This window comes from Thermostichus sp. MS-CIW-23 (assembly GCF_054059455.1).
This window is the reverse complement of sequence record NZ_JBSSCC010000012.1, coordinates 29,008-43,576: the sequence shown is the minus strand read 5'-3', so window position 1 is coordinate 43,576 and position 14,569 is coordinate 29,008. Positions and strand designations below refer to the sequence as shown.

The window sequence follows — 14,569 nt, the reverse complement described above, 5'->3', positions numbered from 1 at the left end:
CCACAGCCCCAGGCAATGGCTCTGGAGACGGAGCAGTCGCTTCTGGAGATTGGGCTTCAACAATTGGCTCGGCTGGCTCGACGGTACTGACAGGAGGCATGAACCCAACGTGAACAGATAGCGTGAACGGATATAGGGCGGTGATTCGCCACCATTCTGACATGGGCAGGCGATCCCTTTGTCTCGGCCAAGGCCGGGTGAGAACCGGTATGGGATCCCGGCTTCGCAACGCAACCTGCTCCAGCCGACCTGCAGGGGAATGGTTGCCAATACCGATAAAGGTATCCCCAAGCAAAGCTTGTCAGCGCCCCTAAAGTTGATAGACTAGAAAATCGTGCTTCACCAGGTCAGAGTGACCGGAAAAATCGTGACCAACAGCCCCGTCAGCCAATTTATCCAACATCATTTTCGCCACTTCAACGCAGCCGCGCTGGTGGATGCGGCCAAGGGCTACTGTGCTCACCTGGAAAAGGGCGGCAAAATGATGGTGACCCTGGCCGGCGCCATGAGCACAGCAGAGCTGGGCCTTTCCCTAGCTGAGATGATCCGGCAGGGTAAGGTTCACGCCATCTCCTGCACCGGCGCCAACCTGGAAGAGGACATCTTCAACCTCATCGCCCACGACTTCTACGAGCGCGTGCCCCACTACCGCGATCTTAGCCCGCAGCAAGAGCAGGAGCTGCTGGAGCGGCACCTGAACCGGGTAACCGATACCTGCATTCCCGAAGAGGAGGCGATGCGGCGCCTAGAAAAAGCCCTCTTGGAAGAGTGGATGGCTGCCGACCAGGCGGGCGAGCGCTATTTTCCCCATGAGTTTATCTACCGCATCCTGCGCAGCGGCCGGCTGGAGCCCTACTACCAGATCAATCCGCGGGACTCTTGGGTTTACGCGGCTATGGAGGCCAACTTGCCCATCTATGTGCCGGGATGGGAAGACTCCACCACCGGCAACATGTATGCCGCCCACTGCATCACGGGTGAGATCCGCAATGTACACACCGTCCGCACAGGGATCGAGTACATGATCCACCTGGCGGACTGGTACACGCACACCTCGGCGGAGTGCTCCATTGGCTTCTTTCAAATTGGCGGCGGCATTGCTGGGGATTTCCCCATTTGTGTGGTGCCCATGCTCCATCAAGATCTGGGTCGCCAGGGCGTACCCCTGTGGGGCTATTTCTGCCAGATCAGCGACTCCACCACCAGCTACGGCTCCTATTCGGGAGCAGTGCCCAATGAGAAGATCACCTGGGGCAAGCTGGCTGTCGATACCCCCAAGTTTGTCATCGAGTCGGATGCCACCATTGTGGCACCTTTGATCTTTGCCTGGGTGCTGGGGTGGTGAGAGAAGCGGAATCAATCCATATGCCCGTCAGCGGATGCCGAGCGGGGTCAGCGGGACAAAAGGATCGCAGCTTCCCAGCGCCGCATGTCCTGGGCAATTTGCAGGGGGGTGAGGCCGTAGCCATCCGGCTCGTCGATCTCGGAGCCATGTTCCAGCAGCAGCCGAACGACCTCGGGGTTGCCGGACCAAGCGGCAAAATGCAGGGGAAGGCCACCGGCGCCAAAACGAGCGTTCACCTCGGCCCCTCCCTGGAGCAGGGCTTTCGTAACCTCAGGGTTGCCCAGGCGAGCCGCTTGGTGCAGTGGGCTAGCTCCCCCATGGTCTAGTTGATTGGGATCCGCCCCCGCTGCCAGCAAAAGACGGGCGTTGAGGCCGCTCTCCACGAAAAACAGGGCTGTCTTGCCCCGCTCATCGACAGCGTTGGCGTCTTTCCCCAGCCAGAGAGCCAGTTGCAGCCGCAGCGGGTTGGCTTGGGCCAAGGCTTGTGGATCTTCTGGTAGGGAGTATCCATAGAATCCCAGACCCCCCACTAGCAGGGATCCCAGTCCGACAGCGATTTTTAGGACCTGACCTCGCATAGCCCTATTCCTCAAAGAAAAGGATGGCGAGCCCCTGCCTGGGCAGAGCCTGGGCCGAGAGCAGCAACGGGTTGCTGAGGGCAGGTTGCGGGGCAGCAGCGGGGAAGAGACGCAAAAACTCCTGCAGCGGCAGCAGCTCGCATTGGGATTCCTCGGCGGCGGCCGTGCGATACATGGTGGGGATGACCAGCTTGGGCTGCAGCGCCTCAATGGCCGCCTTGGCCCCGGCAGGATCGTAATTTTTCGGCCCACCCCCCACTGGCACCAGCAACAGGTCGGGACGAGCAAGCAGGATGGACTGCTCCCGCGTAATTGGCTGCAGCGCCCCTCCCAAATGGACAATGTCGATCCCAGCCATGCGCCAGCGCCAACCCACGTTTACGCCAAAGCGAGGGCCACGGGGCATGCGTACTCCTTGCACCCGGATCCCGTCAATCAGATAGTCTCCCGGCTGAAACAGCACCTTGGGGTTGCCGGGCACCACATCCAAAGCACCCTCATCCAACAAGCGGCTGCTGAGCAACACCAGATCGGCAGCAACTCGTGGGGCAGGATAGCCAGCCGTACAGCCCGCCGGCCGAAACGGGTTGACCAGAAACCGTCGGCCCTCCCCCTCGAACAAAACACAACTGTGGTGCAGCCAAGTCAGTTGCAGCCCCTGCGAGCTGGAGCCGGGAGTGAACTCTATAGACCCTGGGGTTGTTGGCGTTTCCGAACCTTGTGCCGGCGCTGTCTGAGCGCCCGCTTTGCGCCCTCTGGCCAGGTTCACGGCCATCGATCCCAGCAGCCCAGCGCTGGCTTGCAGAAGCTGGCGACGCTTCATGGAGTGGGGATCCCTGATGTAACAACGGCAACGGTTTCCTGAGGTTTCTGCGAAACATTGGGCTGAGCAGCAGTTGAGGCTTTGGCGCTGCGCAGGAAGTTGCTCAACAAGCGCTTGCCCTCTGCAGTCAAGATGCTCTCCGGGTGGAACTGCACGCCCTGAACGTGGGGATAGCGGCGGTGGCGTACCCCCATGATGATCCCATCGCCTGTTTGAGCCGTCACCTCCAGCTCGTCAGGACACGTAGAAGGCTCGATCACCAAGCTGTGGTAGCGGGTGGCCGTGAAAGGCTGGCTCAACCCCTCAAACACCCCCACCCCTCGATGGTAAATGAGCGAGGTTTTGCCATGCATCAGCTCAGGTGCGCGCACGATCTGACCACCATAGACCTGGCCAATGCACTGGTGCCCCAGACAAACCCCCAAAATCGGCAGCTCTGGCCCCAGCTCCCGAATCAACTCCAGGGAGATCCCGGCATCTTCCGGCCGCCCTGGCCCAGGAGAGATAACTACAGCTTGCGGCTGCATTCGGCGCAGGTCGTCAACGGAGAGCTGGTCATTGCGAAAAACCTGAAGCTGAGCTCCCAACTCCCCCAGGTACTGCACCAAGTTGTAGGTAAAGCTGTCGTAGTTGTCGATGACGACCAGCACGATAGCATCCGGCAACGGCACCCCATTTTAGCACTTGCTTGAGCTGCTGTTCTTGATCCAAAGAAGCAGAGTAACTGGCGCTTTTTGCAGGGGAGCAGTCGACGCCCCAAGAAAGCTTGTATCCTAGAAGGTACAACCCACAGGAAGCGGTGAGTTGGGCGGGTTTCCAGGTTTCCCAATGTTGATTTGGATCCCATGAGTGCGCTTCTCCCCCCGGCAACCGATTTGCTGGACGAGTTGCGGCAGCTTTTCCCCTTTGAGCTGGACGACTTTCAGATCCGAGCCATTCAGGTTCTGGCTGCTGGGGAATCGGTGGTGGTTTGTGCTCCCACGGGATCCGGCAAGACCCTGATTGGAGAATATGCGATCTATCGAGCCTTATCCCAGGGCAAGCGGGTTTTCTATACAACGCCCCTGAAGGCCCTCTCCAACCAAAAGTTCCGGGATTTTGGCCAGCAATTTGGCCCGGAACAGGTTGGCCTGCTCACCGGCGACATCTCCATCAACCGGGATGCACCGGTCTTGGTGATGACCACCGAGATCTTCCGCAACATGCTCTACGGCACACCGATATCCTTGGCAGTGCAAAGGTATGCCTACGGCGAACGCGATGACGGCACAGAATTCTCAGAGGGCGAGGTGGATCCCTTGCGGGATGTGCAGGCGGTGATCTTGGACGAATGCCATTACATGAACGACCAGCAGCGGGGCACCGTCTGGGAAGAAGCGATCATCTACTGCCCCCCCACGATCCAGCTCATTGCCCTTTCTGCCACCTTGGCCAACAGCGACCAGCTCACCGATTGGATGAACCAGGTGCATGGCCCCACCCATCTGATCGACTCCAACCACCGCCCGGTGCCGCTGCAATTTCACTTTGCCAATCGCAAAGGGCTGTTCCCCCTGCTGGAGCAAACCGAGTCGGGGCAGTGGGTTCGCAACCGCCGCTTGAAAAGCAAACGGCCCAACTCCCACGAGCCCTCCTGGGCAGGAGTGCCGGACATAGCGCAGGTGTTGGAAAACTTGCGCCAGCGGGACATGCTGCCGGCCATCTATTTCATCTTCAGTCGCAAAGGCTGTGATATGGCCGTGGCCAGCGTAAGGGATCTGGACTTGGTAGCCAGCGAGGAAGAACGGCAGCAGTTGGCCGAGCAGATCGACCGCTTTTGTCGAGAAACGCCCGAAGCTGTCCGCCGAGATCAGTTGGATGCCCTTTACCGGGGTATTGCCGCTCACCATGCCGGCATGTTGCCTGCCTGGAAGGGACTGGTGGAGCATCTGTTTCAGCAGGGGCTAGTGAAGCTGGTCTTCGCCACTGAGACTTTGGCCGCCGGGATCAACATGCCCGCCCGCACAACTGTCATCTCCTCCCTTTCTAAGCGCACCGACAACGGCCACCGCCTCTTGACCGCTTCCGAGTTCATGCAAATGTCGGGCCGAGCCGGACGGCGGGGCAAGGACATCATCGGCCATGTGGTGACGGTGCAATCCCCGTTTGAGGGGGCCCAAGAAGCTGCGCGGCTGGCCACCTCTGGAGCGGATCCCTTGGTGAGCCAGTTTACCCCCACCTATGGCATGGTGCTGAACCTGCTGCAAAAGCACTCTTTGGAAGCAGCACGGGATCTGATCAACCGCAGCTTTGGACAATATTTGCTCTCGTTGCAAAAGTTGCCCGAACAACAGGAGATCCTGCACACGCGCGCCGAGCTGGAGGAGATCGACCGTCTCTTGGGAGGCATTGCCGACGAAGATATCGCCCGCTATGAGAAGATGCAGGCGCAACGGCGGGAAGAACGACGCATTTTGCGCTACTTGCTCAAACAACGGGAAGCTGAGCCGGATCCCACCTTGCGGCTGTTGGCTTTTCCCCACATCCAAGCCCAAGAGGAAAAAATCCGTGCCCTAGAAGCTCAAATCCGAGAGAACCCCGCTCACCAAGTGGGGAAAAAGTTGCTGGGTTTGCGAGAAAAACGACAGCGCTTGCTCAAGCGCCTCGAGCACCTGGAGCGGCAGAGCGATTCCGTGCAGGAGTTGCGCTGGCAACAATTTATGGCCTTGGTGGGGGTGTTGCAGGATTTCGACTGTCTGCAAGAATATCAACCTACCGATAGCGGAGAGGTGGTGGCTGCGCTGCGGGGGGATAACGAGCTCTGGCTGGCGCTGGCTCTGCTCTCCGGTGAGTGCCAGGGCTGTGCTCCTCATCATTTGGCCGGAGTTGTGGCTGCCTTGGTCTCAGAGGCTCCCCGTTCAGGCATCTACAGCCGGTTGCGCACCTCAGGACTGGTGGAAGATGTGCTGCACGGGTTACGGGGTTTACGGCGGCAACTGTTCCGCAGCCAACGCCAACACCAGGTGTTTCATGTGCCGATTGGGTTTGAGCCCAGCTTGGCCGGGATCGTCGAACATTGGGCGCAAGGGATCCCTTGGGAGACCCTGGAAACCAGCACCAACCTAGATGCCGGAGACCTGGTGCGCCTGATCCGCCGCACGCTGGATTTGCTTTCTCAGATCCCTTATGTTCCCCATCTGCCGGCGGAGTTACGGGAAAATGCCCGTCAAGCCCAAAAAATGCTGGATCGCTTCCCGGTGAGCGAGTTGATCTAGCGAGCTCAGACCGTTTGCTGTTCAGTGAGGTTGCAGCTCTATGATGCCCGCCGGTGAACCCACCCTCAGGGATGTGTTGAGTGTTATTGAAGAGATCCGGCAAGATGTGGAAGAGATCCGACAGGATGTGGAAGGACTCCGGCAGGATGTCTCCAGAACCAACGAGCGGCTAGAAGCCCTGGCAGCCGATCAAGCAAAGCGCTGGGCCGAGCAGGAAAGACGTTGGGCTGAGCAGGAGAGACGTTGGGCCGAGCAGGGGATAGAAAACCGGGTGATCCTAGAACGAATTGACACCTATCAAAAGGCTAGCGCCCAAGTGGTTAACCTGGCTTTTGCCTTGATTGGAGCTGCCACCGTAGCTCTTGTCGGCATTGTCCTACGGTTGGCCGTTAGTCTATAGTCAGCTGGTTCGGCAAAAACTTCGGCAGGCAGGATGGCCTTGCTTCTCTATTCGGCAACTGGTACGGCTTGTCCTTGAGTTTGGCATTCCGAATGGCCATCTCTGACAGGGCCATGTCCCACCCCGTCTGTTATATTGTGTCCCACTTTAGCCTGGATTACAGTGGGTTTCCCCGGTCTATCGTGGACACTAAAAAGCCCAGAAGCCTTGCTGGGTAATAGCTTTCTGGACTTCAGTGGACGTTATCGGATTACGGAGAGAGTGGGATTCGGTCGCGCCAGCGGGCCGGATGGCCCTACCCACGGTGAGTTGCTCTCACAAACAAGTTCCAGCGGAGAGAGTGGGATTCGGTCGCGCCAGCGGGCCGGATGGCCTTACCCACGGTGAGTTGCTCTCACAAACAAGTTCCAGCGGAGAGAGTGGGATTCGAACCCACGGTGAGTTGCCCCACACAGCATTTCCAGTGCTGCGCCTTCGACCACTCGGCCATCTCTCCAGATTGAGAACAGGGGCGACTTTCCAGAGAGCTAAAAAGTCAGCTTTGTGATCCTAGCAGAGGATGGAAGCCATCAATGAGATCCTTTGGGATCCCCAGGCCGAAACATTTGCAGCAACACTTGCCGGCGAGAGCACCGCCAGTAGTCAATGTGGGATCCGATTAACCCCGACTCATTGATCTGCATCTCTGTCCAGCCAGGGATGCACAGGCGGGGACGCCAAGGCAAAGCCAAAGCACCGCTTAGGATCCACTCGGTGCGGATCTGGCTGCCGGTTTGTCGAATATCCTGCAGCTCGAGACGGATATCCTCTATCCAACGCCCTATCCCCTCGATCATGCGGCGATAGCGATCCAAGCCGCGAAACTCGTTGAGGGGATCCCGGAAGTAAACCTGGGGATCGTAAATCGAATAAGTTTGATTTTTGGGAAAGCGAGCATAATCTGCCCGCAAGATGGCCACCAGATCGGCGCTAGGCGGGGCTTGGGAAGGAAGGCTCATGTCTTGGCCACGACAGAAAGAGACACCGTTTCTCCGGGGGCAGGGCAACACAACCGGATAGATTGGGACGTGGCGGCATTCAAGGCTGCCAGCTTTTCTCGAAACTCCTGCAGGCTGCCCAAGGGGCGGATCTGGGCGGCAAACCACCCGTGGTAGTCCACCTCTCCCATCGCGGTTGGGATCACCTGCTGGGGGCGTAGGGCTGCCACCACCTCCAGGGCCCGCTCTGGCCCCATGATCACCTCTCCCAAGAGGGGAAAGATCTGCCCCACCACCGGAATCAGTAGGGTATGGATGGAGCCAAACTCCTGCTGCAGCCGCGGGCGGACATCCGGCTGGGACAGATGAGGCTCGTAGTAAAGCCGTGTCTGGGAGGACACCTCTTCCAGCAGATAGCCCAGCTCACGGACAGGCCCTAGGGGCGCACCGGGAATGGCTGTGACCCGCAGATCCCCCCACTGAGCGGACTGCCAGGGATCCAGAGCCTGAACCGTTGCAAATCCTAGACTCTTCACGACTCTGGCTGCAGCCGGCGAGGCCAAAACGGGGATCCGCTTATCCAGGCGCTGCAACGTTGGTGGGTGGCAGTGATCCGGCTGGGCTTGGCTGAGGAGGATCCCGTCGATTTTGGGCAAGGTCTCCGGCGTAAAAGGGAGCGGCTGGCGGTGCTCCAGGCGGATGAACCAGGGCATCCCCAGAAACACCAAGGGATCCACCAGCCACGGATCCAACAGGAAGGTTTGCTCCCGGGTGTGGATGAGCCAACTGTTGAGGTCGATGCGGGTCAGTTTCATGAGTTGAAAGTAAGGTTATTGGCCGGTAATGGAGAGATCGGCAACCCAGATGCGGGGACACAGCCCACCCGGTGTGACTTGCGGCTCGGGCTCGACGTAGAAAATCGACTTCAACAACTCCAGAAAGTCTCCGGCCACTGTGGCGGCTTCGATGCTGATGCGCTCTCCTTGGCGCACCCACCACCCCTGAAACGGCAGGGAGAAGGATCCCTGTAGGGGCTTAACGCCGGCATGAAGCGCTTGCAGCTCATCGATCCAAACTACATTTTCAGCCGTAGCCAAGTCATAGGTGCTCTCCGGCGGTGCCCCGGCAAACACATGGTAGTAGTGGGCAGCAACCGTGACCTTAGCACCGATATTGGCGTGGCCGGTGGGCTTGGCTCCTAGGCGCTTAGCCGTACCGGCGCTGTGCAAAAAGTGGGTCAAGACCCCATTGGTGATGAGGGGGACGCGGCGAGTGGGGGTGCCTTCGCCATCAAAGCTGATCGCTCCCACATTGGTCGGGTGTAGGGCATCGTCACACACCGACAGAAGAGGCGAGGCAATGGTCTTGCCCAGGGATTCTGGGGTGGACAGGCTTTGGTTGTCCAAAATGTTTTGGGCATTGAACACATTGGAGAAGGCGCTCAACAAACTCAAAAAGGCTTCTCCGGAAAAAACCACTGTGTATTTTCCAGAGGGGATCCGCTCGTACTCCAGATGGCTAATCAGTTTCTCAGCAGCTTCCTGCACACAACCCTGGATATCCAACTCATCCAGGCTGCGAGCCACTCGCATGGCTCCGGCGCTGCGGGGTTTGCGGCCCTCTTGCTCTGCCTTGCTGTAGAGAAAAACCGAAGCAAGGGTATGCTCCTCTTGTCGCAGGGCTTGGTGGCTGTTGAGGTAGAAGCGGTTGATTTGCCGCTGCGCTAAGCCGTTATAGGGCACCCCCTGAATGGCGGGATGGGATCCCAGGAGTGCCTTTTCGGCAGCCACCAACTGTTCCAACAAGTCGCCGGCCAAAGCCAACGGCCCTTTGTCGTTACAAGGCTGGGCAATGGGCAGAGTGGCTTCCGGGCTGAATTGAGGGGCATGTTCCCGCAGGCCAAAATGGCTGGCTTCAAAGGCCGTTTGCAGGGCCAGTTCCAGCCCCGCCTCATCCACATCGGTGGTGGAAGTTACTCCCACCTGCCCTTGGTCGTTCCAGGCCCGCACCGTCACGCTGCAGCGATGGGAAGCCTTGACCTGGCGAGGTTCCCCATGATCTACCTGCACGCTGGTTTCATCCACTTGAGCCCCGTAGAGATCAAACTGAGGGATCCCCAGCCGCCGGGCACAGCTTTGTGCCTGTTCTGCCAACACCTCGACTTGCACCATTGCCACTCCCCAAGTTCCTGTTGCCATCCAGCGCCTCTAGTAAACTACCCGCACTCATGCTGACGCAGAGCGCTCCGCACCGCTAAAGCGAAAGAGCATGACTCTAGTCAATAATAAGCTCAACTATACTGAAAATAATGTATAATATGTTCAGTACGGATTACTACCAGTTGATCTTTCTGTTTACTTTCGAGTCTGCCAACATGGTAGCCAAAGCAAGGCAGAAAATTGGTAGTAAGACGACACGGAAACTGCGCTTTGGGTATTCTACTCAAAGCTTTGCGGGATACCGCCATTCTGTTTGGACTCCGTCCCGCTGACGCGAATGGAAACAAACAGAATGCTATCGCTGCATAGTTGAACAGTGATGTTCAGCAGTGTTCAGCGTAAATGTATCAGTGCAGGCTTTCGGTAGCCCTGTAGTTGGCAAGCCAACCACGGACCTCTAGGCTGGTTTACAGCAGCCCCAAGTTTGGCAATCATGTTGGCCCCATTCCAGTCCGCATCCCCTTCCCATCCACAGTGCCCACACTTAAACTGCTTCCCACTGCGATTTTGCTACGCAACGCTGACGCGACAGGATTGCGCAGGGTCGGGATGGATGTGCAAACACTTGTGACAGGTCTGCGAGGTATAAGCAAGCGGAACAAGGATCAGAGAAACCCCTGCAACTCTCGCCTTGTATTCCAGAAACTGCCTCAGTTGGTAGAACGCCCAACTGTTGGCCCTGCGCCGCTCGGCTTTGCTGCGGGGTTGTTGGTTGATACGCTCCCGTATCCCTGTCAAGTCCTCTAAAGCAATAGCGCTATTTGTGGCCTTTGCCCTAGAAACAATAGCTTTAGAGATGCGATGATTGACCCACGTTTTTGCTACGCAACGCTGACGCGACTGAAAGCGTCTCTCCTTACCAGACAGCCGTTGCAACAGTTCTCTGCATCTGCGCCGCGAACTGCGTGTGCCCTTACTGGCTTTGCGTTGGAGTACCGCCCTCAACCGGGAGTAGTGGTCTCGGACTCTGTTCAACTGCTGTCCATTCCAGTTGTCCCCCTCTGACGTATGGGCAATATCTGTCCTTCCCAAGTCCATGCCTACCACCTGAGCGGTGTTCTGCTGTTCCGGTAACTTTGCTTCCACGCAAATCTGGATGGAGTAGGAACCGTCTTTGCGCTTGACCAGAGTGGCCGTTCGCGTCAGCGGACCGGAGGTCTTTTTGGGATTGGAGCCTGCCGACTGTTCTCTCTGGTAACGGCCAATCGCCAGCTCAAAGCGTTCTCGACCCTCCACCGTGGTCAGCGACACCGTCCAGTCTTTCTCGCGAAACGAAAAGATACGAGCGTCGTAGGTAGCGAAGCCACCCTTGTTCGCGTTAGCGTCGCGTAGCGACAACGCTTTGACCGGGCGGTTTTTCTGTTGTGCCACCTTGCGAGCAGACGCTACCCGTCTGCATATCTGTTGGTCGCGTAAGCGGGACGTAGTCCTTGCCAAATTACTGGACAAGCCGAAACGGGCACGGATTTCGTAGTAGCACAGGGATTGGAGTTTCAGTGGGTTGACGACTTTCTCGGGTGTGTTTTGGTTGACCCAGTTCAAGGCTTGGCCGTTCGCGTTAGCGTCGCGTAGCGACAAAGCATCCAATGTCTCGTCCAATGTGGCGGCTTGCGACTGGGACACCTTGAGCTTGCAAGAAACGGTCAGGACTTGGGTCATAGCCTTATTGCATTTTACTCACATTCCTCCCGACCCTTGCCCTGTGGGCAGAGAGCGGGGCTCCTGCGGTTTCTAGCTGACGGGCCAGCCAGGCGGTCAACTCTTCCGAGCTGCTGAAGTCCAACAGAGCTTCCCCCAGCGCCTCCAGTTGTGACGTTGACAAAGCCCAAATCTTATTCTCAAGGGCCGGGTCAAGGGATCCCAACTTCCGCCTGAGCAGCCGCAAAACCAGCGTTGCTTCCCCGTGTTGCAATCCCTGTTGTAATCCTTGTTGCAATCCCTGTTGTAATCCTTGTTGCAATCCTTGTTGTAGCCCTTGTTGCAGGCCCAGTTGTAGTCCTTCTCTGCGTCCTTCTTTGCGCCCTTCTTCCAGCCCCTCTCGCAGAGCTTCTGCCCGCCACTCTTGGTAGATCACCGATTCCCTCATATCCAAAGACCTCATGATCTGCCAATCAAACCCCGATCCAATGCTAGTCCCGCCAAGACGGCTGTTGCGGCTGCCAATTCCCTTCTCTCACTGGGGTCTGCCAAGCTCTCTAGCTCACTGACCACCTCTCGCAAGGTTTCTGCTGGATCTTCCACCTGGCTTAGAACCCGAAACGGTAGCAGGGCTTGCCGATCCGCTCCGGCCCTCAAATCGCATTCCCACAGGCGGACAACATCAAACTCATGGCTCAGCCTCTCTAGACGAAAAGAGGTCTGGAAAACTCGCTCCGACCCCGTTTTGCGCAAGTCAATCGCGTTAGCGGTGCGGAGCACCTTGACCACCTGCTGCACCGATAGGTGAGGATACCTCCGATAGAGTCGGAGCCGAGCCACTTCTCCCATTAGCCAGCGGACAAACTGCTCTGGGAAACGCTCGGCCAGATATTTGCAGACGTTGTCATAGGCCATGTCGAGGTGGATCCCTGGAATTAGCGACCGCCCACGGTAATGGAATCTACCTTGATGTGAGGCTGCCCGACGGTGACGTAAATGCTGCCACTTACAGAGCCACAGAACCCAGCTGCCAAGCTGAGGTCCTTAGAACACATGGAAATTTTGGTCAAGATGTCTTTGGCTTCTCCGATCAGAGTGGCTCCCTTGAGGGGTTTGGTAATCTTGCCGTTTTCGATGAGATAGGCTTCTTCGACGGCGAAGTTAAATTGCCCAGTGGGGCCGACGCTCCCTCCCCCCATACGCTTGCAGTAAATGCCTTTGTCGATAGAAGCAAAAAGATCGTCCAATTCTGCATCTCCGGGGGCAATGTAGGTATTGCGCATACGGCTGGCGGGGGCAAAGGTGTAGTTTTGGCGGCGACCGCTGCCGGTGCGGGGGTGGCCAGTGCGCATTGAGCCAGCCCGGTCGGCCAGGAAGTTCTTCAAAATGCCCTTTTCAATTAGCAAAGTGCGCTGGACGGGCATCCCCTCGTCATCCACATCCAGGCTGCCAAAGGCCCCTTCAGAGAGACCTTCGTCCCAGGCGGTGAGGTTTTTGTGGGCAATTTTCTGGCCTTTTTTGTCGGCAAAGGGAGTGGTTTTGCGCTCAATCTGGGTGGTTTCCAACAGATGCCCGCAGGCTTCGTGGAAGATAACGCCGCCAAAAGCGTTGGACATCACAATCGGGTAGGTGCCGGATTCCACGTAGTCGGCATAGAGCATCTGGCCGGCGGCTTCTGCCAGTTCCCGGCTATGGGCCTCCAGATCCCAACGGCGCAAAAAGTTGGGATCCCCCGTACCGCCGGAGCGTTGACTGACAGAGGCGCGATGGGATCCATCGGCACAGAGCAGCGTAGAGCTCACGGATTGGGTGAGGCGCACATCCCGCACAAAGGTGCCATCGCTGCAGGCCACCAGAATCTCTTGCCAATCGCGGAAATAGGTGGTGCGGCGGGACTGCACATGGCGGGCTTGGCGACCCAGTTGCTCGTTGGCTTTGAGCAGGATCTCCCCCATCTCCGCAATGGGGCTACATTCCTTCAACCAGCCATCTTTGCGGCGACGCTCGCCGTAGTCCTGCAGCATCTCCAGGTTGATGGCAGAAACCAGCGCTGTGGGGCCAGGAGGGGTGAAGCCCATCAGCGAAAGGCCCTTCTCCAGAGCAGCCTTGAGACCGGCAAAGGACAGATCGTTGGTGCTGACGTAGCAGTCGGCCAAGCCGCGAAACACCCGCACGCCGGCCCCGGTGGAGAGCCGTGGGGTGATGCTGGTGATGGCGTCATCTTCGGCCAGGCAACTGATGGAATTGCCCCGTTCTAGGAAAATCTCCACCAAGTCCGCACCAGCAGCCCGACCCCAACCCAACAGGGCAGAGAGGGGATCCCGCCAATCCTCGTCGAAGCGCTGTAGAGTATGACGGTAGTTCAGGTTGGGCAGTTCTTTGGACAAAAGCAGCATGGCAGGCTCAGGGAGTAGAGACGAGCTAAGGCCGGCGCAAGTTTTCGTTTTCTCAGTTTAACAAGGAGTAAAGGTTCTCCCCTGCCGGCAGGTTGGCCTTGAGCTTGACAAGGGCGGGGGAGCAATCGAAGATCGCTGCACAAGGAAACCTCGACTTGCAATGGCTGCCAAGAAAAAACCGCCGGAGCTTCAGCCCAGCCTGTTTGACGATCCCATCGAGCCGCCAGCCCCGGCGGAGGAGACACTCCCCCAGTGGGATCAGATCCCCCTGTCGGCCCAGGTGTCCATCCCCCCCGGCACTTACAGGGATTTGGAGCAACTGAAGCAGCATTGTTTGGTATGCCAGCGCTGCGACTTGGCAGCCAGCCGTACCCATGTGGTGGTGCATCGGGGCAACCCCAAGGCAAGGATTTTAATCATCGGAGAGGGGCCAGGGGAAAGCGAAGACCTGCAGGGGCTGCCTTTTGTGGGCAAGTCGGGACAATTGCTGGATAAAATCCTGGCTTCGGTGGGGCTGGATCCCGAGCAGGACACCTACATCTGTAATGTGGTCAAGTGCCGCCCCCCTAACAACCGCGTGCCCACCCAGGAGGAGATGGACGCCTGCCGTCCCTATCTGTTGGAGCAGATTCGCCTGGTGGATCCCTGGATTATTCTGCTCACGGGGGCCACCTCGGTGCGCTCCCTTTTGGGCGAGAAGCGAGGGATCACCAAGATCCGCGGGGAATGGATCCAGTGGCAGGGACGCTGGTGTATGCCCATTTTTCACCCGGCCTATCTGCTGCGCAACCCAGACCGCACCCCTGGCAGCCCCAAGTGGTTGATGTGGCAGGATATTCAGGCGGTGAAGCAAAAGTATCTGGAACTCACCGGCACAGCACCGCCCCAGCCCAACTTTTGAGCCCATTTCCCCAAGCGCCCCTCCTCCCAAAGGAGAGC

13 protein-coding genes, 1 tRNA gene and 1 pseudogene are annotated in these 14,569 nt (G+C 58.1%); 4 read left to right on the top strand and 11 right to left on the bottom strand.

All coding sequences use genetic code 11. The features are described from left to right. Positions 1-367 precede the first annotated feature (367 nt). Positions 368-1,345, top strand: a complete 978-nt coding sequence (locus ACVW0B_RS06255; RefSeq protein WP_457491232.1) for a deoxyhypusine synthase family protein — start codon at positions 368-370, stop codon at positions 1,343-1,345. 47 nt (positions 1,346-1,392) lie between these two features. On the opposite strand, the gene ACVW0B_RS06250 is transcribed toward ACVW0B_RS06255, so the two are convergent. The 3 genes from ACVW0B_RS06250 to ACVW0B_RS06240 are packed head-to-tail and all read right to left on the bottom strand — an operon-like array spanning position 1,393 to position 3,396. Further along, positions 1,393-1,923, bottom strand: coding sequence for an ankyrin repeat domain-containing protein (locus tag ACVW0B_RS06250; RefSeq protein ID WP_457491231.1), 531 nt, complete (start codon positions 1,921-1,923; stop codon positions 1,393-1,395). A 4-nt stretch (positions 1,924-1,927) separates the two neighbouring features. Further along, the gene (locus tag ACVW0B_RS06245; protein ID WP_414331279.1) at positions 1,928-2,746 is read right to left on the bottom strand and encodes an MBL fold metallo-hydrolase; all 819 of its coding nucleotides are present in this window, start codon (positions 2,744-2,746) and stop codon (positions 1,928-1,930) included. Then, complete coding sequence (locus ACVW0B_RS06240; RefSeq protein WP_011433980.1) at positions 2,743-3,396, bottom strand: anthranilate synthase component II; 654 nt, start codon at positions 3,394-3,396, stop codon at positions 2,743-2,745. Before ACVW0B_RS06240 ends, ACVW0B_RS06245 begins: the two co-directional genes overlap by 4 nt. Before the next feature lie 195 nt (positions 3,397-3,591). On the opposite strand from ACVW0B_RS06240, the gene ACVW0B_RS06235 reads away from it, so the two are divergent. Beyond that, on the top strand, positions 3,592-6,000 hold the full coding sequence (locus ACVW0B_RS06235) for a DEAD/DEAH box helicase (protein WP_457491230.1): 2,409 nt from the start codon (positions 3,592-3,594) through the stop codon (positions 5,998-6,000). 40 nt (positions 6,001-6,040) lie between these two features. Continuing rightward, positions 6,041-6,400, top strand: coding sequence for a hypothetical protein (locus ACVW0B_RS06230; protein ID WP_414331067.1), 360 nt, complete (start codon positions 6,041-6,043; stop codon positions 6,398-6,400). A gap of 411 nt (positions 6,401-6,811) precedes the next feature. Here ACVW0B_RS06230 and ACVW0B_RS06225 read toward each other — a convergent pair. The 8 genes and pseudogenes from ACVW0B_RS06225 to ACVW0B_RS06190 all read right to left on the bottom strand — a co-directional run bounded on the left by ACVW0B_RS06225 (position 6,812) and on the right by ACVW0B_RS06190 (position 13,630). Continuing rightward, positions 6,812-6,896, bottom strand: a tRNA-Ser gene (locus ACVW0B_RS06225). 73 nt (positions 6,897-6,969) lie between these two features. Beyond that, positions 6,970-7,398, bottom strand: coding sequence for a DUF2358 domain-containing protein (locus tag ACVW0B_RS06220; RefSeq protein WP_457491229.1), 429 nt, complete (start codon positions 7,396-7,398; stop codon positions 6,970-6,972). Further along, positions 7,395-8,192 (bottom strand): MBL fold metallo-hydrolase, encoded by a 798-nt coding sequence (locus tag ACVW0B_RS06215; protein WP_457491228.1) that lies wholly within the window; start codon positions 8,190-8,192, stop codon positions 7,395-7,397. The genes ACVW0B_RS06220 and ACVW0B_RS06215 overlap by 4 nt, the downstream gene beginning before the upstream one ends. Before the next feature lie 15 nt (positions 8,193-8,207). Continuing rightward, on the bottom strand, positions 8,208-9,548 hold the full coding sequence (locus ACVW0B_RS06210; protein WP_457491227.1) for a TldD/PmbA family protein: 1,341 nt from the start codon (positions 9,546-9,548) through the stop codon (positions 8,208-8,210). Positions 9,549-9,929: 381 nt separating this feature from the next. After that, positions 9,930-11,255 (bottom strand): annotated as a pseudogene (locus ACVW0B_RS06205) (RNA-guided endonuclease InsQ/TnpB family protein). Positions 11,256-11,259: 4 nt separating this feature from the next. Next, positions 11,260-11,697 carry a DUF4351 domain-containing protein gene (locus ACVW0B_RS06200; RefSeq protein WP_457491226.1) on the bottom strand — a complete coding sequence of 146 codons (438 nt, stop codon included), beginning with the start codon at positions 11,695-11,697 and terminating at the stop codon, positions 11,260-11,262. Continuing rightward, positions 11,694-12,149: a hypothetical protein gene (locus ACVW0B_RS06195; RefSeq protein WP_457491225.1), complete on the bottom strand. Its 456-nt coding sequence runs from the start codon at positions 12,147-12,149 to the stop codon at positions 11,694-11,696. The genes ACVW0B_RS06200 and ACVW0B_RS06195 overlap by 4 nt, the downstream gene beginning before the upstream one ends. 20 nt (positions 12,150-12,169) lie before the next feature. Next, the gene (locus tag ACVW0B_RS06190; RefSeq protein ID WP_457387919.1) at positions 12,170-13,630 is read right to left on the bottom strand and encodes a TldD/PmbA family protein; all 1,461 of its coding nucleotides are present in this window, start codon (positions 13,628-13,630) and stop codon (positions 12,170-12,172) included. A gap of 160 nt (positions 13,631-13,790) precedes the next feature. On the opposite strand from ACVW0B_RS06190, the gene ACVW0B_RS06185 reads away from it, so the two are divergent. Further along, positions 13,791-14,531 (top strand): uracil-DNA glycosylase, encoded by a 741-nt coding sequence (locus tag ACVW0B_RS06185; protein WP_457384204.1) that lies wholly within the window; start codon positions 13,791-13,793, stop codon positions 14,529-14,531. Positions 14,532-14,569: the final 38 nt, after the last annotated feature.